Source organism: Cellulomonas sp. KRMCY2 (assembly GCF_000526515.1).
In the GTDB taxonomy this organism is placed as follows: Bacteria; Actinomycetota; Actinomycetes; order Actinomycetales; family Cellulomonadaceae; genus Actinotalea.
The window spans coordinates 370,101-390,077 of sequence record NZ_JAGF01000001.1; the positions used below are offsets into that span (position 1 = coordinate 370,101).

Below are 19,977 nucleotides of genomic sequence, written 5' to 3' on the forward strand. Positions count from 1 at the left end.
GGTCAGGAGGGCGCACCATGCTCGTCGAACCGACGGGGGCCGCCCCGACCGCCCCACCGCCGCTTCCGCTGCCGGCCCGCGTGCCGGACCCGATGGTCGGGCCCGGCACGCGGGCCGTCATCGCCGGGCTGCTCGTCCTGGTCGCCATGCGGATCGAGGTCTTCTCCGGCGTCTCTCTCGGCACCGCGGTCGGCCTTGCGTTCGCGCCGGTGTGGTTACCCCACCTGCGGGCGTTCGCCGGTGGACGCCAGTTCGCTGCCATCGCCGCGGTGTGCCTCGCCTCAGGCATCTGGCTCACCGCACTCGCCTCGACCGACCACACGATCACCGACCGGTACGTGGTGTTCTGGACGGCCCTCACGGTCGGTCTCGTCACAGCGGTCGGCGTGATCCTCTGGGCGCGAACGGTGTTCGCGGACGGCACCGTCGCCATGCTCTTCGGGATCGGCATGGTCGCCGGCATCTCACAGACCGGTCTCGGCATGGCGAACCCGTGGAAGTCGGCTCTCGCGATGCCGCTGACCGTCCTGCTGCTCGGCTTCGCCTGGATGGTCCGTAGGCGGTGGCTCGCGGTGGTCCTCGCCCTGCTGCTCGCGGGGTTCTCGGCGGTCAACGACAGCCGATCGCACTTCGCCATGCTGCTGTTGGCGACGGCGCTGGCCGTCTGGCAGATGTGGTTCACCGGCAGTCGGCGCAAGGGCTCCGCCTGGCGGGCCGTGGTCATCCTCGCAGGCCTGGGGTGGGCGGTCTACAGCCTGGGCCAAGCGCTTCTCCTCGAGGGCTACCTCGGCGAGGAGACCCAGATCCGCAGCGAGGCGCAGGTCGAGGCGGCCGGCAACATCCTCCTCGGTGGCCGGCCCGAGATCGGCGCGACCGTTGCCCTCATGACGCACCGGCCGTGGGGCCTCGGGGTCGGCACGAGCGCGACGACCGAGGAGCTCCTCGTTGCCAAGGCGGGCATGACCCAGCTGGGCTACGACCCCAACAACGGGTACGTCGAGAGGTACATGTTCGGTGAGCTCGTCGAGCTCCACTCGATCATCGGTGACACCTGGGCGCTGTTCGGCATCCCCGGCCTCGCCCTCTCGACGTTCATCGCCTGGGCGATGCTTCGCCGTGCGGGGACCGGGCTGGCCGCACGCAACCTGAGCGTGCTCATGGCCGTGCTCGTGGTCCGCCTCGTCTGGGACCTGCTGTTCGGCCCCCTGTACAGCTCCCTGACGTTGGTCGCGCTCGGCGTCGGCCTCGCCCTGCGTCCCCGGCCATGGATCAGCCGAGAACGCAGGGACCTCACCCCGCTCACCGCCAGAGAACCCGTGCGGTCAGTAGCTGCGGGAGGCGGTGGCCACTGAGCCGTCGGTGAAGGTGTTGCCGGTGATGGTGGCTGCGGCCTTGGTGGTGTCCGACATCAGGATCGCGCATCGTGCGTGGACCTGGCCGGTGCCGAAGACGCTGTTGGTGATCGAGAGCCCCGGCGGTGGTCCGTAGATCTTCTCCGCGACGTTGATCGTGCACGCGCCGTTGTCGGCGGAGTTGCCCCGGAAGGTGAAGCCCACCACCGACCCGCGGTCTTGGGTGATCATCACCGCGGCGTTGGTCGACCCGGACAGGGTGCTGTTGACGACCTGGATGTTCGACCCGATGGCGACCTGGACGTTGTCGTCGTGGGACTCGATGTTCGTCCCGTCGGCCGGGTAGAACAGGTTCCCGTGCAGGTAGGAGCCGTCCACGGTGACGTTGTCGCCGATGATCTTGACCTGGTCGATCACGGTGTGGATGTCGACCCGGCGCAGGGTGAAGCCCATGCCCACGATCCCGTCGACGAACCGCGAGGGCGCCTGGGCGTAGATCTCGCTGTCCTCGATCAGCAGGTTGGTGCCCGGACCGGCATCGGACTGCACCAGTGACATCGGGGCGGTCAGGGGTGTGGCCGGGCCGCGGATGATCGAGTTGCGGATCACCACGTTCGCGGCCTTGACCCGCACGAACCCACGAATGTCCAGACCGTCGATCACCGTACCCGGCGTCGTGATCGTCAGGTCGCCGTCATGGACCGTCAACGCCCTCCCGGCAGGCACACCCACCGCCCCCGCGCCCACCGACCCGGTCGCGGGCGGCGCGGGCGGTGCGGGCGGTGCGGGCGGTGCGGGCGCCGGACTCGGCGCGGGCGGCGCGGGGGCGGGCGCCGGACTCGGCGCGGACGGCGCGGGGACGCTCGGTTCCGGGGCCGACGAGGCAGCCGGCTTCGGCGTCTCCTGGACCGAGGGGGCGGCCGTCGGCGCAGGCTCCGGGACCTGGTTCGTCGGCGGGACGACCGGGTCAGGGGCGGGTGCCCGCTTGACGGGTCCGGGGAGGTGGGGACGCGTCGCACGGTCGAACGTGCGCGACGGGACGTCCCCCAAGGCTCCACGCTCCGACAGCCACGCCGCGACGGCCTCGGATTTCGCCGCCTGGTCATCCCACCCTTGGCCCTGAGCCCGCGCGGTGATCGCGGCCGCGGACGGCAGGATGCCGACCGCGGCAATCACCCCGAGCGCGCCCAGGGAGCGTGGACCCGCCGCCCGAACGCCTCGCCAGAGGCGGCGGAAGCGGACGATCGACGCCGGCGCGTCGCGGTGTGCATGTCGGGGGCGAGATGCCATGGGCGCAGAGCATAGCCCAAACGGGTGACGGACGAGACCGGACGAGCCATGCCGAAGTCCCGCAGACCGGGCACGCACCCATGACTCCCGGGGCGGGCCCTACGCTGTCGCTGACGACCTACCGGCGGCAGGGAGGGGCTCCAGGCGGTGCACACGTCCCCCTCCGTGCCCCCGGCCACGCCCGGCGACAGCCCTCGGACGCACCTCGCGCGGAAAGCGACGCTCGTCGGCCTCGTCGGTGCGGTGCTCGTCGCACTGGGCACGTCGGGCCCCTCGCTGTGGACCGACGAGGCCGCCACGATCTCGGCCTCGACCCGCAGCCTCGGCGACCTCTGGCGGATGGCCGGCACCATCGACGCGGTGCACACCACGTACTACCTGGTGATGCACGCCTGGACGGCGGCCTTCGGCACGAGCGAGCTCGCGCTCAGGTCGATCAGTGCGATCGCGATCGGCGTCGCCGCCGCCGGGACGTACGTTCTCGCGACGCGACTGGTCTCGACCCGCCTTGGCCTGTGGGCCGCCGCGGTCTTCCTGCTGCTGCCGCGGGTCACCTGGATGGGCATCGAGGCGAGGCCGTTCGCACTGGCAACGGCCGCTGGTGTGTGGGCGACAGTCGTCCTGAGCATCGCGCTCGAGCGGCGCAGGACGCCCTGGTGGACGGCGTACGCGGCACTCGTCGCCACGGCTGTCCTGCTCAACCTCTACCTGGCCCTGCTGGTCCTTGCCCATGCGGTGACCGTGTGGCTGTCGAGGCCGCAGCGAACTCGCGTCCTTGTCTCGTGGGCGGTGTCCGCGGGAGCAGGCCTCGCCGTGACAGCACCCATGATCCTGGTCGCGCTGGGGCAGCGGGGACAGATCGGGGAGAACTCTCCGGGGTTCGTCGGGCTCGCCCGGAACGTCGTCGTCAACCAGTGGTTCCTCGGCGAGACACCGACGATCTTCTCGCGGACGCTCGTCATCGCCCAACCCGCGCTGTCCTGGGGCTCGGCGTGGCGGCCCGCCGCGGTTGCGCTGGCCGCGGTGACACTGGCACTGGTGGGTTACGTGGGCTACCGCGCGTTGCGCCGTCGCCCACGCCCAGCGCCGGCCCTCGAGCTGCTGCGGTGGGCGTGCCCGTGGATCGTGATCCCCACAGTCGTCCTGACGGCCTACGCGCTCATCTCGAGCACCTACAGCCCCCGCTACCTCGCTTTCGCGTCACCCGCGGTCGCGATCGTCGTGGCCGCTGCACTCCTGTTCCTTCGCCGCACCTGGGTACGGACGACGACCGCGGTCCTGCTCGTGGTGCTGGCCATGCCCGTCGTGGTGTCGCAGCGGACGGAGAACGCCAAGAGCGGAGCGGACTGGCGCCAGGTCGCACGCTACATCGACGACCAGGCGGCGCCCGGCGACGGCATCTACTTCGCACCGCGCCACCCGAGCGGAAACGGTGAGGAGCGGCTGACGACACGTGGGATCGCCGTGGCCTACCCGGCCCCGTTCCGTGAACTCGTCGACCTGACCATCGAGCGGACGCCCGCCGAGTCCGGTGACCTCACGGGCCGCTCCTGGCCCCTGTCCTCCGCGGCGCACCGGATCGAGCTCGTGGATCGGGTCTGGGTGGTGCGCCGGCACGACTACCCCGAGTCTGCGCGGCTGGCCGACGACGCGCTTCTCACGTCGGCGGGCTTCGTGCGAACCGACGACTGGCAGGGACCGCTCGACGAGGTCGTCGCCTTCTCCCGACCCTGAGGTCGGAGGCATCCCCGACGGAGGCCGGTGGACCGGCGCGACGGTGAGCCCCCGGGGCTCGGACTCACAACCGCCGGACGCGGCTCAACCCGTCGCGGCGGCCGGTCAACACGTCGCGCTGCGTGCCCTGCTAGCCTTCGAAAGCCGCCCCGGCTGGGGCGGCTTCGATCACTCCCGCCCGAGGCAACGACCGACCAGCGTGACGCTCTCACACGATCGCTCGATCGGGAGTTTCGCGACGGCGAAGCAGGCCCGGACGTCGGAGTCGTGCCCGAGGGGGATGGTGGCGAGCATGATGCGCAGGGTCGTCCTAGCCTTCAGCATCCGCAACCGCCACCGCAAGGCGGCCAAGATCGCCACGTTCCTCCGCGATCAGGGCGTGCAGACGTCCGTCTTCGTGGGGTGCAGCGCCGGAACCAACCCCAACGAGGCAATCGTCGAGAGGGCAGTCGCCGACCTGACCGAGGTCGTGGCCGCGCTCGACGTCCATGAGGTGGACGTACCGTGGCCGTTCGTCCTCGGCGACGCGCGCGAACTGCCGTTCCCCGACTCCTACGTCGACTTCGTCCTCGCCAACGCCGTCATCGAGCACGTTGGCAAGGAGCCCGACCAGCGCAGGATGGTCGAGGAGGCGTGCCGGGTCGGGCGCTCGTTCGTCATTACCACGCCCAACCGGTGGTTCCCGGTGGAGTCGCACACGTCCGTGCTGTTCAAGCACTGGTCGCCCCGGTGGCGCGCCGGTCGACGTGAGTTCACTCGGTTGCTGAGCCTGCGGGAGTTCCGCGCCCTCGTACCTGACGACGCGGTCGTCGCGGGGCGCCCATGGAGCCCGACGTTCATGGCGTTCTGGTCGCGGCCCGCTGCGGCGTCCGGGTCTGACCAGGGCCAGAAGTCCGTCGAGCGGCCGAACTGAATGTCGGTCGGATGTTGTGGTTCATGAGGTTGTTGACGGTTGTTGGCGCGAGGGCAGAACCTCCGGCGTAGTGGAGGTGTCTGACGTCTCTGCTGACCGGAGGTCCTCGTGTCTCACGCTGATGCTCGCCTGACGGTCCATGGCCGGTGGTCGCTGGTCCAGCGGCATCGCGCGCAGCCCCCAACAGGTGGCGGTGGCCCTGGCCGAACGAGCCAGGGCCCGGTGCGGACCTGATGAGCTGGCGCGGGTCACCAGGGTCCCAGCCCGCACGATCTCCGGGCTGCTGCGCCTGACCCAGGTTCCCTATCGGTGGCAGTGCGACCCGTTGACCGGGGACGTCATCCGCGCCTCGAAGGTCACCGCCCGCCGCTACGAGCACGCCCACCCCGGTGACCTGGTGCACGTGGACGTCAAGAAGACCGGGCGCATCCCCGAACACCCGCCTGTCACCAACGTCATGGCCGAGTACCGTCTAGCCGTGGCCCGAAGCCCCACACGAACGGATCATGTCGACCCCGTCGAGCCTGCCGTATCCTGCGCGAATCACCACACCATGAGGAGCCCGTGTGACGTCGAGCGCCGAGGAGCAACGGGCTGACCCCGCCGCCCCCTCGGCGCACTCCGCCACGCCAGGTCGCGCCGAGGGCACCGTCTCCCGCGGCATGACGATCGTTCTCGCCGGCAACGTCGTGCCGCCGCTGGCAGCGCTCCTCAGCGGGCCGGTCCTCGCCCAGGCGCTCGGCGTGGGTGGCCGCGGCGAGGTCGCCGCGGCCATGGCACCCCTGGGCCTCGCGATCGCCCTGACGACCTTCGGCATCCCGGAGGCGGTCACCTATGCCGTCGCCCAACACCCTCGACTCGTGCGCGCGGCCGCACGCAACGGATTCGGGCTCATCGTGCTCGCCGGGCTGCTCGCCACCGGCGCGCTGCTGGCCGCCCGCCCGCTGCTCAGCGGCGGTGACCTCGGCATCCAGGGGCTCATGGTGGTTTCCGCCTTCGCCGTCCTGCCGACCGTGCTCCTCGGCGTGCTGCGCGGGATCGCCTCGGGGATGCAGCGATGGCGCCAGGTCGCACGCGAGAAGGTGCTGGCCTCCGTGCTGCGGCTCCTCGTGCTGATCCCGCTCTGGCTCACCGACCACCTGACGCCGTTCACGGCCACGGTCGTGCTCGCCGTCATGCCGGCGATGGGGGCACTCGCCTACATCACCCTGCCGCGCAAGCTCCCACCGCGCGAGCAGGACGAGCAGGGTCTGGTCTCCGGCCGGAGCATCGTGCGCTACGGCTCGCGGCTGTGGATCGGCACCATCGCCACGGTGCTCATCGCCCGGGCGGACCAGACCCTGATGACCCCGTTGAGCAATGCCGAACAGCTCGGCCTCTACGTCGTGGCCGTCAACCTCAGTGAGCTCCCGCTCGTCATCCACCGGGCGGTCCGGGACGTCACCTTCGTGACCGACGCCAACCGCAGTGAAGACACCCGCCTCACCGCAGCTGCGCGCATCTCCACCCTCGTATCTGCAATCGCCGCGGTGGCCCTGGGAACCTCGATGCTCTGGTGGTTGCCACTGCTCTTCGGCGAGGAGTTCTCGGCGTCGCTGCCGGTCGCGGCGATCCTGCTGCTGGCCGTCGTCATCAGCACGCCGGGATCGATCGCAGGGGCCGGGCTGAGCGCACGCGGGAAGCCTGGCTGGCGCTCGGTCGTGCTCGTCATCGTGTGCGTCCTGAACATCGCGCTGCTCGTGCTGCTCCTGCCCCGGTGGGGGGCCATGGGCGCAGCCTGGGCGACCCTCATCAGCCTCAGCACGATGACGCTCCTCAAGCAGCTCTTGATGCGCCGCCACTTCGGGGTCCCGGTCCGCGAGTTCTGGGGCCTGCGCCGGAGCGACCTCGCGATCCTGCGTCGCTACGCGCGCCGACTACGAGCTGCGCTGGTGCGCCGGGTGCTGCCGCGACGCGTCAGTCGCTGAGCCCGAGCGCACGGGACAGACCGCGGACCATGTGGGCCGAGGTGAGGCGCGCCTCGACCACTGCGCGCGCGCTCTCCCCCATGCCCCTGGCCTCGTCCGGTGCCGCAAGGAGATCCAGGATGCGACCGGCGACCGACCCGGGATCGCCGACGGAGGCGAACAACCCCGTCCGGCCGTCGTCGATGTAGTCCTCGGCGCCGGGAGTGCGGGTGAGGACCACCGGCCGCGCCATGGCCATCGACTCGAGACTCGCCGTCAGGCCGGAGATGTGGAGGTTGGGCCGGGTGGCGATGACGACGGCGCCAGCCCGCTCGTACAGGTCGCGCAGCTCGACGTGCGACATCGTCGGCACCCTGGTGACGCCCGGTGGAGGTTCGACGTCCGACCGGGTCTGGACGAGGATCTCGACGTCGGGTCGGTTGCGGTGGACGGTCTCGAGTGCCGCGAACAGCGTCCCCGGATCGCGGTCACGGTCGACGCCGACGCTCATGACCAGCGGCCGCTCGGGATAGGGACGGGGCCGGAAGAAGACGTCGTCGACGCCGAAGGTGAAGTAGGAGACGTCGGGCCCGCCCGGCCCGAAGGCGTCGCGGAGGGGCTGGACCTGCGCCGCGCTGTTCACGAACACCCCGCGCATGCTGCGTAGGACGCCCAGCACCGACCGGAGCCTTCGCGGGTCGTCGCCGCGCGCGAGGGCATCGGTGAGCCAGATGGCGCCCGAGTACATCTCCCTGCGGGGCGCCTGGTACAGCATCCGGCGTGCGAGGTTCTCGTCCCAGGCGACGCCGATGTCGCGGACGCCGACCTCGGCGGGTCGAGCCGTCGACGAGGGGTCGAGCGCTCGTCGCAGTCGACCTGCCGCGACCGCGGCGCGGGAGGGCTCAGGGAGGCCCCGGACGGTCAACGACGTCGACCTGCCGGCGAGCAGGTCCAGACCGTAGGGCCACCGGCCGGGGACCTCGCCACGCGCGTGCCGGGCCGCCCACGACTCCACGTCGCGATCGGCCCGGAACACGACCTCGACGTGGGCGTCAGGGCGGCTCATCGGCGGCCACCGCGACGTGCGAGGGCGGCGGCAGTCCGGAAGGCGGCAGCGTGCGCCGACCCGCCGGCCGGCCACTCGCGCCCGGACAAGTCAGGAGCGGCAGCCCGGTCCGGCCCTGCCGAGTGCGCGAGCGCCGAGGTGAGGGTGGCACCCGTGAGCGGCGGCGTGAAGGTCTCGACCCATCCAGGTCCGACCTCCGCGGCGAGCTCCTCGGCCGTGGACCCGCTCGGCAGGAGCACGGGGCGACCGAGCGACAAGGCGAGGATCGCGGCGCCCGAGTTGTGCAGCCGGCGATAGGGCAGGACCACCAGGGCGGCGCGGCTGATCTCGTCCGCGAGCTCTGCGTCCCCGACGTACTCGAGCCGCGCGCCGATCCGCGGGTCGGCGAGAACGGCGCGCTCCACGCGCTCGCGTACGGAGTCGTCCGTCGTCCGACCGACGAGCCGGAGCCTGGAGATGCCGTCAGGGACCTCGGCGAAGGCGTCCAGCAGGTCCTCGACCCCCTTGTAGGGACGCACGAGGCCGAAGAAGAGGATCCGGCCGGGCTCGGCCGGCGCCAGGGGCAGGTCTGCGAACCAGTCGCGGTAGTGACCGTGCGGGATCGTCACGACGGGGCCGTCCGACGGGGCGACCGTCGACGGAGTGAGGCGGATCCACAGCGTCGTGCGACGGTCGCACCAGCGCAGCAGCGCGCGCTCGAGCCTGCCACCCGGCTCGTGCGGCCCGGTGTTGTGCAGGGTTCGCACCATCGGCGTCTGACGGACGGTCAGTCGGAGCAGCAGCGCCGCCGTGAGCAGCCGGCGCGCCGCCGTCCGCGCCCGCGTCGTTCCGCGCGGGAGGATCTCGGGCCAGTGGACGTGGAACACGTCGTACGACGCGGTGAGCGCACGTCGCCAGGTGAAGGTCATGACCTGGACGTCCGCAGGCAGCGAGCGCATGAGCTGGACGAGGTACGGGTTCGTCGTCGAACGAGGTTCCGGGAAGGACTCGAGGACGACGAGCCGATCGGGGTGCCCGGCCGCCGTCACGATGGGCACATCGCGGAGTCACCGACGGTGCTGGGCGTCGCCCTCAGTCGGATCAGGAGGCGCGGGTTGCCCCGGGCCCACGAGGTGTCCGTCATCGCCCGGCGGGAAAGGGCAGCTCCCACCGCTCCGGGTAGGTAGGGGGCTCCGTCGGGGGGGTGAGCGGTCCAGGGCCGGCGGCAGGGACCGTCGGGTCGAGCTCGATGGGCACGGTGTCGACCTCGAAGGACACCGGGTCGGCCGTCGCCGCCGGGGTGGCCTCGGCAGGCGCCGGGTCGACCCCGACCGGCACCTCGTCGACGTCGACGGACACCGGGTCGAACACGGTGAACAGCGTGTCGACCGTCCCCACCGGGGTGACCGGGCCGGGTGCCGACCTGCCCTCGTCCGGGTCGGTTCCGGTCGGCCGACGCAGTCGCGCCTGAGCCCACTCCCGCGCGGTCGCACGCGGGGTCGAACCATAGGCGTAGGTCGTTCCGGCCTCCTTGTGAGGCACCTTGTTCAGCACGATTCCCAGGACCCGTGCGTCCACGGCCGCCAGCAGGCCGAGCGCCTCGGCGAGCTGGTGCCGGTGCACGGCCTGGCAGCCCACGACGAGGAGCGCTCCGTCGACGAAGCGCGAGAGGGCCGCCGAGTCGGTGACCGGCAGGAGCGGCGCCGCGTCGAGCAGGATGGTGTCGTAGTGCGCTGCGAGTCGTCGGAGCAGATCCGCCATCGCCTCGGAGTCGAGGAGCTCGCTGGGGTTGGGCGGGATCTGACCGGCGGGCAGCACGTCGATGGAACCGCCCCACGACTGGATGACGTCCTCGACGACCGCCTCACCGATCAGCACGGTCGTGAGGCCGACCGCACCTTCCAGCCCGAGGTTGCGTGCGAGCGACGGCTTGCGCAGGTCGGCGTCGATCAGCAGGATGCGCGACGACCCCTCGGCCATCGCGATCGCGAGGTTGATGACGGTCGTGCTCTTCCCCTCGGTGGGGATGGCGGACGTGACCATGATCGACCGGCTGGGCCCGGCAAGCTTGAGGAACCGCAGGTTCGTCCGCAGCCGCCGATAGGCCTCGGCCTGGTCGCCAAGGGGGTCGTTGCGCATGACGAGCGGGTCCTTCGCCGTCCTGCGGTCGTGCCGGACACTGGTCAGGACGGCAGCATCCGTGACTCGGCGCAGATCCTTGACGCTTCGGATCCGGGTGTCGACGACCGTCCGGGTAAGCGCGACGAGCACCCCGAGCGCGAGACCGGCGACGAGCCCGGTGGCCGAGTACAGCTTCGTGTTCGGACCCGACGGGAATACCGGCGGGATCGCCGTTGCCACCACCGTGAGCTGCACCGTCGACTGGCCGCTGGCCACGTCGCCCTCGAGCTCCGCGACGGACAGGGCCAGCTCGCGGCTCACCGCGTTCGCGATCTCCGCCGCCCGTTGCGGGTTCCCGTCGGTGACCCGGAACTCCAGGAAGTACGTGTTCACCGGCCTGGTCACGGTCACCATGCGCGCGAGCGTCCGCGGGGTCATCGACAGGTCCAGCTCCTCGATGACCGGCTCGAGGACGAACGGCGAGGTCGCGAGCTGGGCGTAGGACTCGATCCGGTTGTCGGTATAGGTCGCACCCTGAACACGCTCCCCCACCGACTCGCCACCGATGGAGGAGACGATGATGCTCGCCGTCGCACTGTAGGTGGCCGGCAACGACTTCGCGTACGCGTACGCGCCACCCAGACCGAGGAGCCCGATCAGCATGATCACGATCCAGTGCTTGCGCACGATCCTGATGTATTCGCTGAGCTCCACTCCGTGCCACCTCTCTCGGCGACGGACGGCGCCGACGCGGACTCTCGCACGTTGTCACGTGCACTCGATTATGGGACAGACGCCTGGCGACCGACAGGCGGGGAGGCCGAACGGACCGCCGCAATGTGCGTGTTCGACCGACTTTCACCCGGTTGGCGGGATCACCGGTCGGCGATCATGCACCGACGACAACCCTCGGATCTCGCGGTACCACTTGAGCGCGGCCAGTGCGAGGAAGCCAGCGGTTGCCGCGGTGATGACCGTGTAGACACCGAAGAAGACCGTCGGTGCACCGAGCAGCAGGAAGCTCAGGCAGAGCAGCCCGTAGTCGGTCGGGATGACCAGGATCGACCGGAGCCACGGCGCCCTGCCCTCGGTGGACGCCACGGATGCGACGCCTCGCGCCCGGCGAAGCTGCTCGGTCAGGATCATCCCGAAGAAGAGGACCGCGCCGACCACGGCCCCGACCAGCGGCACAAGGAGCCAGACGTCGTCGACCACGTCGAAGCGGTGAAGACCGACCGTGAGCGCGAGCGGCAGAGCCGAGACTTTCGTCGCGTCGACCATGTGGTCGAGCCACTCGCCCGCCGGGCTCCCGGTCCCGGTGAGTCGGGCGACCTGACCGTCGGCCGAGTCGAAGCCGTAGCCCAGGACGAGGCACGCGCTGACCGTTGCACCAAGGCCCCAGGACGGGGGCCGCAGGACCAGCAACGCGATCCCGGTGAAGGTGAACAGCGCGCTGATACCGGTCACGGCATTCGGGGACAGCCCGGTGCGGTAGGCCCACGCGGCCAGGAGCCGACCGATCCGGCGGTTGACGAACCGGGAGTATGCGGGTGCGCTGCGCGCCGCTCCCTTCTGCGCCCCCGCCAGCCGCCTGACGGTCTCACGGTAGCTCTCGGGCGCTGGCTTCCTGGTCACGGGGTCACCTCCGCCGGGACGCGTCGGTGCGGCTGGACCCTAGGCACGGCATGCGCTGCGAGGTCTCGCACCAGCCGTTCGTACCCATCGGTCACATCGTCCCAGTCGTAGTCACGGGCACGCACCCGCAGGGCATCTCCGCGCGCACCCACGGCGGCGTCGTCCGACTCGGACGCCTCGACCTGGCGCGCCACGTCGTCGGCGGAGGAGAAGTACGTCCCATCCGTCCGCAGCACCTCACGGTTGAAGGAGACGTCGTAGGCGATCGTCGCCGTCCCGGCACCGATCGCGCGCAGCAACGACGGGTTCGTCCCGCCCACGGAGTGCCCGTGGAGGTAGGTTCGCGCCCCGGCGTACAGCTGGTCGAGCAGCTCCTGGTCCCACACGCCGCCGGCGAGCCTGACCCGCGGATCGCCCCCCGCGCGCGCCCTGATCCGGGCCGTGTACTGGTCGGCGTACGGCGCGGACCCGACGACGACCAGCAGGCGGCGCGCCGCACTCCGCACGAACCCGTCGACGATGAGGTCCACGTGGTTCTCCGGCTCGAAACGGGCGACCACCAGGTGGTAGCCACCGGCCTCGAGGCCCAGCTCGGCCAGTCGCTCCCTCCGGGAAGGGTCGATGCACGGCGCCCCGTAGCTCAGGAGCGTGGTCGGGACTCCGAACGAGCGCGCGTAGTACTCCTGGATGCCGACGGCGTCGGCGATCAGGGCATCCGACCAGCGGACGGATGCCGACTCCGCCCAGCGGTAGTAGGACTTCCCAGCACGGCCCCACTTCGCACGCTTCCACTCGAGGCCGTCGACATGCGTCGCCACCGGGACGCGTGCCATCCGCAGGAGCGGCAGCCAGGGGGCGTTGGCCGCGTTGAACACGAGGGCGACGTCGGTGCGATGACGCAGCAGGTGCATCACCGAGAGGCCACTGTGGCTGAGGGTCTCGAGGGAACGCCGGCGCAAGGCCGGAAGCGTGACCAGACGCATGCCCAGGTGGGTCGTCATCGGTTCGCCGTTCCCCGCGCGGCAGTAGACCGTGACGTCGTGACCGCGTGCGGCGAGACGGCGGCCGACCTCCTCGACGGCCGTCTCGAACCCGCCGTAGCGCGCGGGCACCCCGCGCGTCCCGACCATCGCGATCGACACGACGCGTGCGCCCGTGTGCGAGCCGACCCTCCCCATGCCACCCCTCTTCACTGGTGCGCGCATCGTCGAGCCAGGTCCCCCGGGGACACCCCGAGGTCAGCCCGACCGAGCCGGTCGACCGGCCGTCCCAGTGGCGTCACCTGCTGGTCACCCACGAGTTCCCGACGGGCATGATCGTATCCCGGTCAAATGTCCGGAATTGCACCCTGTGCCCGATTTCACCCGGTGCTCGTGCCCTGACGGGGCCGTCGTCGGGACCGGCGGCCCGGACGCGGCAGCCCGCTCCGGGCCGGCCGGCCCCGTCCGACGAGTCCGCTCTCCGCCCTCGCGGCCACGGCGCTCCAGACCCCTTTGGTCGGTTTGTGCACGCAATGTCCGACTATTTTGTGACTCGAGTCACAGATCATCAGACCAATAGTCCCAAATGGTCGCGCCGGGTTGACGTACATTTGAAACGGGCCGGACCGGGTAAGGCACGAATTCGCCTACTCATGATCAGACAAACCGGTCGAGATGCACTTCAGGTCGACGAAGATTCTGCCGATGACTGAAGGAGCGAGCGTGTAAGCGACGCGCGCCGGGCGACACGCACCACAGGCACACGCACGTAGACGACAAGGGCAAACCCGTCGAGAGGCGGGGACGCAAAGCCAAGGGACCAGACAGGTCAGCCAGGCCACCGAAATACGGAGCTCTCGTGGACTTCAGCCAGACGACACCCTCTGCACGCCCCGCCACCATCGACCGGACACCACCGGCACCGCCCCAGGGCGGCACCCGACGGCACCGCCGGTGGACCTCGATCCTGGTGGCGACCGCGCTGACCACGGCCATGGCATCGACGATGGCCGTGTCACCCGCACAGGCGCAGGTACGGCCCGCGTGGACGCCGGTGACCGTCGCAGCGGCCACCCGCGTGCCGACGATGACCGCCGCGGCCACCGCGACGTTCGTCACCGCGGTCTACCGAGACCTCTTCGAGCGTGGGGTCGACGCCGCCGGCCTGGCGAACTGGACCACCGCCCTGTCGAACGGGACCCCCCGCGGGGCGGTGGCGAACTCGATCACCTACAGCGACGAGTACCGCGGCCGCCTGATCGAGGAGTCCTACCAGACCTACCTCGGGCGCGGCGCGGACGCGGGCGGTCTCCGGGGCTGGGTCGACTCGATGCGCTACGGCACGACCTTCCAGGAGATGGAGGCCGGCTTCCTCGCCTCCGACGAGTACTACTCCAAGGCGGGCGGCTCGGCTGCCGAGTGGGTCCGGCGGCTCTATGCCCACGTGCTGGGCCGTTCCGCTGGCGACTCCGAGGTGCGCGGATGGGCCTCAGCTCTCCAGGGCGGCACAACCCGCTACGCCGTGGCGATGGGCTTCCTGGTCTCCACCGAGCACCTGACGGCGGTCGTCGACGGCCACTACCGGCACCTGCTCGGCCGTGGGATCGACGCGTCAGGCGCCGCCGGCTGGGTCAGTGCCATCCAGAACGGTCACCGCGTCGAGGAGATCATCGGTGGCATCGTCGCCAGCGACGAGTACGTCGTACGCAACGTTGGCGCGACAGGGACGCAGGCCACACCGCCCGCCCCAGCAGTGCCGGCGCCCGCCCCCGCAGTGCCGGCGCCGGCTGGCCCGCCGAGCGAGGCGAACACCGGGGTGCCGGCGGGCAGGGCGTTGACGGTCCATGACGGCAACCTGACGATCACGACGCCGGGTACGGTGATCGACGGTCTGGACATTCGTGGGTTCGTGCGGGTCAAGGCCGCGAACGTGGTGATCCGCAACTCGATCATCCGCGGCCCGGCCACACCCCTGACCGCCCCGATGTCACTGGTGCAGTCCGATGCCGGTCCGGGCACCAACCTGCTGATCGAGGACAGCGAGATCTACGCCCAGGCGCCCTCGCGGTTCGTCGACGGGATCGTGGGCATGGGCTTCACCCTGCGCCGGGTCGACATCCACACCGTGATCGACCAGGTCAAGATCATCGGCGACAACGTCACCGTGGACGGCGCCTACCTGCACGGGAACCTGTTCTACCCGGCCGACGGGACGAACATCGAGTCCCACGACGACAACGTCCAGGTCGCCATCGGGTCGAACATCCAGGTCGTCAACAGCACCCTGTCCGGGTCGACCAACGCCGCGGTGATGATCACCCAAGACCGCGGGTCGGTGGTGGGCTTCACCTTCCGGGGCAACTCCGCCGACAACGGCGCGTGCACGATCAACGTCGCGGAGAAGATCTACGGACCACCGCCGGGGCTCTCGATCACCAACAGCGTCTTCGGCACCGGCCAGGTCCACGCACGATGCGCGATCCTGATGTCGGACACCACCAAGGCCGCAGCCACCATCACCGGCAACACCTTCACCGACGGCTCAGTGGCCACCACCTCCCGCAGCTACTGACCGCAGCAGACCGACGCACCGCCGGGCCCCGACCGAAAGACCGGTCGGGGCCCGGTCGTCTCCGGGCGATCCCCGGAGACCGACGTTCCCCATCGGGCGTCAGTAAGCACCTGAACCCAGGAACACGGCGCGGATCGTCTTCCAGAGGATGACCAGATCCATCGTGACGGACCAGTTGTCGACGTATCGCAGGTCGAGGCGGACCGACTCGTCCCAGGTGAGGTCCGAGCGACCCGACACCTGCCAGAGGCCGGTCAGGCCGGGCTTGACCCGCAGGCGCCGGTGGACGGGGTCGTCGTACTCCGCCACCTCCGCGGCGAGCGGCGGGCGCGGCCCGACGAGCGACATGTCGCCGGTCACGACATTGAGCAGCTGCGGGAGCTCGTCGATCGAGTAGCGGCGCAGGACCTTGCCCACCCGGGTGACCCGCGGGTCGTCGCGCATCTTGAACAGCACCCCCGCGCCGTCGCTCTCCGGCCGCAGGCCGGCGAGCCTGCTGTCCGCGTCTACGTACATGCTGCGCAGCTTCCACATCGTGAAGGTCCGGCCGTCCACGCCGATCCGCGTCTGGCGGTAGAACGCGGGGCCCGGGGACGTCAGCCGGACGGCGATCGCTGCGAGCGCCACGACGGGCGCGGCGACGAGCATCAGGGCGGTGCCGACCGAACGGTCGAGCGCTGCCTTGGCGATCATGCGACGGCGCGGGGCCCCCACCTCCACCTGGAGCAACGAGAGCCCGGCGGTCGGCCGCACGGTCAGCCGCGGCCTGGCCACCTCGATGATGTCCGGGACGACGATCAGCTGCGCGCCGGCACGGTCGAGCGCCCAGGACAGACGCCGCAACCCCTCGCCGCTCAGGTGCGAGCCCGCGACCACGACGACCTCCACTGCCCGGTCCACGACCACCTGCGGGACGTCGGCCAGCGCACCGACAACCGGGATGCCGTCCAGCGGCTCGGCCCGGTCGATGCTCGGCAGGCAGATGCCGGAGACGTGGTAGCCGTGGTACGGCGCGCGTGCCAGGTCGTCGACCACGCGTTCGACGTCCTGCCGTTCGCCCACCACGATCGTGCGCATCATCGAGTAGCCCTTGGCGCGGTGCCGGTGCAGCATCTGCCGGTGGGCATAGCGTCCGACGAGCGAGAGGAGCACGAGCGCCGGGACCCCGCCGAAGATCAGGGTGCGCGAGATGTCGGCCTGCAGCGTGTAGCTCACGCCCATCAGGAGCATCCCGCCGGTGAGGCCGGCGCGCAGCACCGCCTGGAACTCGGTCGGACCGTCCCCCAGCGTCCTGGCCTCGTAGCCGTGGGCTATCGCCACCAGGAGGACGAAGCCGGCAGCAGCGGCCGCGGCGAACGCCGCCGTGTGCGGCCCGTTCCCGTACAGCGGGACCATGATCGCCGTGCCGACGGCCACCGCGACAGCGGCGTCTATGGACAGGGCGACCCGCTGGTAGCTTGCCGCGACGTCCGCCCAGCGCAGACCGACGGAGTCGTTGAAGGGAGTCGCGCGGGGCTCGAAGGGGTGGGTCGATGCCCAGGATCGGCGCGGGCCGGCGGCAGTGCCACGGCGGTCGATACGGCTGGTCCAGTCGAGGCCGTGTTCTGCAGCAAGCGTCACGACGACACACCCCCAGACCCGGTCTGCATACGCGCCCAGCACGCGAAGCGTCGGCTTTGAGGCTATACCCGGTGGTCTGTCCGGATCAGTACGAAGTGTCCGTTTTCACCCGCTCGTACCAGGTTCTGTTACCGGGCCGTAATATTCGCGACGGTCGATGCGGGGCACGAGCGCGGGCGCCCGTCCCTCACGACGGAGCGTGAAACCTCTGCTGCGCGGCGAGCAGACCCTGGCCCACGATCATCTCGACGGCGTCGGCGGCGGCGTCGATCAACCACGGCAGGTCCTTGCGCTCGGCGGACGAGAAGTCCCTCAGCACGTGGTCCGCGGCATCCATCCGTCCGGGTGGGCGACCGACACCGATGCGCACCCGCAGGTACTCCCGTGTGCCCAACGACGCGCTGATGCTCCGCAGACCGTTGTGCCCGCCCTCGCCGCCGCCGACCTTGAGCCGGATGCTCGCGAACGGCAGGTCGATCTCGTCGTGCACGACGACGAGGCGGTCCGGCGGGACCTGGAGGTAGCCGGCGAGTGCGGCGACGGGGCCACCCGACACGTTCATGTAGCCGCCCGACCGCGCGAGGACGACCCGGGGACCCGGCGCACCCCCCGGCAGCACCCCCAGGCGGGCCTCAGCGACCTGGCAGCGGCTGCGGTGCGCCGTGAGCGTCGAGCCCGTGCGACGGGCCAGCTCGTCGACCACCATGTGACCGAGGTTGTGCCGGTTGCCGGCGTACGTCGGCCCGGGGTTCCCGAGTCCGACGACGAGCCAGGGCGTGCTCATCCCATCCGTCCCGTCCCCCACGCGCGCGACGCCCGGCCCCGACAGGGCCGGGCGTCGCAACGCACCTACGAGTCTACCGAGCAGGAGCTCAGGCCTCCTCGGCCTCTGCCGCTGCAGCGGAGGCAGCGGAGGCGGCCGACTGCACGGCTGCCTGCTCCTCGACTGCTGCCTCGTCCTCGGCGGACGACTGCGGGGCCGAGATCGTCACGATGACCGACTCGGGGTCGCCGGTGAAGACGGCGCCCTCCGGGAGGATCAGGTCGCTGCCGCGGACCCGCGCGCCGGCCTCGAGGCCTTCGACCGAGACCTCGATCGACTCGGGCAGGCGCGTCGCCTCCGCCTCGAGGGTGACCGTCTGTGCCTCGACGACGTGGATCGTGCCGGGAGCGGACTCGCCCACGACGTGCACGTTGACGTCGACAGTGATCTTCTCGCCCAAGGAGACGAGCAGCAGGTCGATGTGCTCGATGACGTCCTTGACGGCGTCGCGCTGGATGTCCTTGGCGATGGCCAGCTGGCTCGACCCGTCGAGCTCGATCGAGAAGAGCGCGTTCGAGTGCTTCAGCGCGAGCGTCGTCTCGTGGCCCGGCAGGGCGATGTGCAGCGGGGCCGCACCGTGCCCGTACAGGACGGCGGGGATCTGGTGGGCACGGCGGATGCGGCGCGCGGCACCCTTGCCGAACTCGGTGCGGGCGACGGCGGCGAGCTTGACCTCGGACACGGTGGAACTCCTGAAGCTGGGAACGGAACCGGGCGATGATGGCTGTCCAGGTCGTCCGGTCGAGCCGGGCCGGACCTGGTCGAGCGCAGAGGGTGCAGCGGCGGCCTAGGCGCGGGACACAGGACGGACGCGCACGCACGACCGCCGCGTCGATCACGGACTCGTGGTGGTGGGCATGTGCCGCACCGGCCGTCCGACGTCCCTCGCCGAGGCAACCCCAGGAGTCTACCCGCTCCGGTCTCGCCCGGGAAACGCAGCCCGGACGCCCGTCGGCCGGCTCAGACCGCGCCGTCGAACAGCGAGGTCACCGAGCCGTCGTCGAAGACCTCGCGGATGGCGCGGGCGATCAGCGGCGCGATCGACAGGATGGTGAGCTTCTCGAACCGACGCTCCTCAGGGATGGGCAGCGTGTCGGTCACGACGATCTCGCGCGCACCGCACTCCGAGAGCCGTTGGGCGGCCGGGTCCGACAGCACCCCGTGGGTCGCCGCGACGATGACGTCCTTGGCACCCGCGGCCAGCAGTACCCGGACCGCCTCGGAGATCGTCCCGCCGGTGTCGATCAGGTCGTCGGTCAGGATGCACGTACGCCCCTCGACGTCACCGACGACCCGGTTGGCGACCGAGCGGTTGGGCGCGTGGATGTCGCGCGTCTTGTGGATGAAGGCCAGTGGGCAGCCACCGAACTTCGCGGCCCACTGCTCCGCCACGCGGATGCGTCCCGCGTCGGGCGAGACGACGACGACGTTCGTCGGGTCGACCCGCGTGCGCACGTAGTCGACCAGCAGAGGCATCGCCCAGAGGTGGTCGACCGGGCCGTCGAAGAACCCCTGGGTCTGTGCGGCGTGCAGGTCGACGCTCATCAGCCGGTCGGCGCCTGCCGTCTTGAACAGGTCGGCCATCAGCCGTGCGGAGATCGGCTCGCGGCCACGGTGCTTCTTGTCCTGCCGGGAGTAGCCGTAGAAGGGCTGGACGACGGTGATCGTCTTGACGGACGCCCGCTTGAGCGCGTCCACCATGATCAGCTGCTCCATGATCCACTGGTTGATCGGCACGGTATGGCTCTGCAGGACGAAGGCGTCCGAGCCGCGCACGCTCTCTCCGAACCGGACGTAGATCTCTCCGTTGGCGAAGTCGTAGACCGTCGTGGGGACCAGCTCGACCCCGAGCTCGCGTGCCACGCTCTCGGCCAGCTCCGGATGCGCACGACCCGATGCAAGGACGAGGCGCTTCTCGCCGTCGTTCGAGGTGATCCCGGTCATCG

At 70.7% G+C, this 19,977-nt stretch carries 15 protein-coding genes, 1 pseudogene and 1 riboswitch; of the genes and pseudogenes, 6 read left to right on the forward strand and 10 right to left on the reverse strand.

The window, feature by feature from the left end; genetic code table 11:
* The first annotated feature begins 17 nt into the window (after positions 1-17).
* Positions 18-1,352 carry a hypothetical protein gene (locus K415_RS0101885; RefSeq protein WP_024285419.1) on the forward strand — a complete coding sequence of 445 codons (1,335 nt, stop codon included), beginning with the start codon at positions 18-20 and terminating at the stop codon, positions 1,350-1,352.
* Here K415_RS0101885 and K415_RS0101890 read toward each other — a convergent pair.
* A complete protein-coding gene (locus K415_RS0101890) occupies positions 1,323-2,060 on the reverse strand; it encodes a hypothetical protein (protein WP_155859326.1) in 738 nt (245 codons plus the stop codon). The two genes, K415_RS0101885 and K415_RS0101890, sit on opposite strands and share 30 nt — an antisense overlap.
* Before the next feature lie 729 nt (positions 2,061-2,789).
* Between K415_RS0101890 and K415_RS0101900 the strand changes: the two genes are divergently transcribed.
* The 4 genes and pseudogenes from K415_RS0101900 (at position 2,790) to K415_RS0101920 (ending at position 7,256) form a co-directional block, all read left to right on the forward strand.
* The gene (locus K415_RS0101900) at positions 2,790-4,376 is read left to right on the forward strand and encodes a glycosyltransferase family 39 protein (protein WP_024285422.1); all 1,587 of its coding nucleotides are present in this window, start codon (positions 2,790-2,792) and stop codon (positions 4,374-4,376) included.
* Positions 4,377-4,668: 292 nt separating this feature from the next.
* A complete protein-coding gene (locus K415_RS22420; RefSeq protein WP_197024632.1) occupies positions 4,669-5,289 on the forward strand; it encodes a methyltransferase domain-containing protein in 621 nt (206 codons plus the stop codon).
* A 199-nt stretch (positions 5,290-5,488) separates the two neighbouring features.
* Positions 5,489-5,722, forward strand: a pseudogene (locus K415_RS24470) (IS481 family transposase); the annotation flags it as partial.
* A gap of 133 nt (positions 5,723-5,855) precedes the next feature.
* Positions 5,856-7,256 (forward strand): oligosaccharide flippase family protein, encoded by a 1,401-nt coding sequence (locus K415_RS0101920; RefSeq protein WP_024285425.1) that lies wholly within the window; start codon positions 5,856-5,858, stop codon positions 7,254-7,256.
* Here K415_RS0101920 and K415_RS22430 read toward each other — a convergent pair.
* The 5 genes from K415_RS22430 to K415_RS0101945 form a co-directional block, all read right to left on the reverse strand.
* Complete coding sequence (locus K415_RS22430; RefSeq protein WP_029662960.1) at positions 7,246-8,301, reverse strand: glycosyltransferase family 4 protein; 1,056 nt, start codon at positions 8,299-8,301, stop codon at positions 7,246-7,248. The genes K415_RS0101920 and K415_RS22430 overlap by 11 nt on opposite strands.
* Positions 8,298-9,338 carry a glycosyltransferase gene (locus K415_RS0101930; RefSeq protein ID WP_024285427.1) on the reverse strand — a complete coding sequence of 347 codons (1,041 nt, stop codon included), beginning with the start codon at positions 9,336-9,338 and terminating at the stop codon, positions 8,298-8,300. Before K415_RS0101930 ends, K415_RS22430 begins: the two co-directional genes overlap by 4 nt.
* Before the next feature lie 82 nt (positions 9,339-9,420).
* Positions 9,421-11,115: a polysaccharide biosynthesis tyrosine autokinase gene (locus K415_RS0101935; RefSeq protein ID WP_024285428.1), complete on the reverse strand. Its 1,695-nt coding sequence runs from the start codon at positions 11,113-11,115 to the stop codon at positions 9,421-9,423.
* 144 nt (positions 11,116-11,259) lie between these two features.
* Positions 11,260-12,036 (reverse strand): CDP-alcohol phosphatidyltransferase family protein, encoded by a 777-nt coding sequence (locus tag K415_RS0101940; protein WP_024285429.1) that lies wholly within the window; start codon positions 12,034-12,036, stop codon positions 11,260-11,262.
* On the reverse strand, positions 12,033-13,214 hold the full coding sequence (locus tag K415_RS0101945; protein WP_024285430.1) for a DUF1972 domain-containing protein: 1,182 nt from the start codon (positions 13,212-13,214) through the stop codon (positions 12,033-12,035). Before K415_RS0101945 ends, K415_RS0101940 begins: the two co-directional genes overlap by 4 nt.
* Before the next feature lie 573 nt (positions 13,215-13,787).
* Positions 13,788-13,862: riboswitch (cyclic di-GMP riboswitch) on the forward strand.
* A gap of 13 nt (positions 13,863-13,875) precedes the next feature.
* Between K415_RS0101945 and K415_RS22435 the strand changes: the two genes are divergently transcribed.
* The gene (locus K415_RS22435) at positions 13,876-15,588 is read left to right on the forward strand and encodes a DUF4214 domain-containing protein (RefSeq protein WP_024285431.1); all 1,713 of its coding nucleotides are present in this window, start codon (positions 13,876-13,878) and stop codon (positions 15,586-15,588) included.
* Between the two features lie 99 nt (positions 15,589-15,687).
* Here the strand turns inward: K415_RS22435 and K415_RS0101955 are convergent, their stop codons facing one another.
* The 4 genes from K415_RS0101955 to K415_RS0101970 form a co-directional block, all read right to left on the reverse strand.
* Positions 15,688-17,208 (reverse strand): sugar transferase, encoded by a 1,521-nt coding sequence (locus K415_RS0101955; protein ID WP_024285432.1) that lies wholly within the window; start codon positions 17,206-17,208, stop codon positions 15,688-15,690.
* Positions 17,209-17,395: 187 nt separating this feature from the next.
* Positions 17,396-17,992 (reverse strand): aminoacyl-tRNA hydrolase, encoded by a 597-nt coding sequence (gene pth, locus K415_RS0101960; RefSeq protein ID WP_024285433.1) that lies wholly within the window; start codon positions 17,990-17,992, stop codon positions 17,396-17,398.
* An 88-nt stretch (positions 17,993-18,080) separates the two neighbouring features.
* Complete coding sequence (locus K415_RS0101965; protein WP_024285434.1) at positions 18,081-18,713, reverse strand: 50S ribosomal protein L25/general stress protein Ctc; 633 nt, start codon at positions 18,711-18,713, stop codon at positions 18,081-18,083.
* 278 nt (positions 18,714-18,991) lie between these two features.
* On the reverse strand, positions 18,992-19,975 hold the full coding sequence (locus K415_RS0101970; RefSeq protein WP_024285435.1) for a ribose-phosphate diphosphokinase: 984 nt from the start codon (positions 19,973-19,975) through the stop codon (positions 18,992-18,994).
* Between the last annotated feature and the right edge of the window lie 2 nt (positions 19,976-19,977).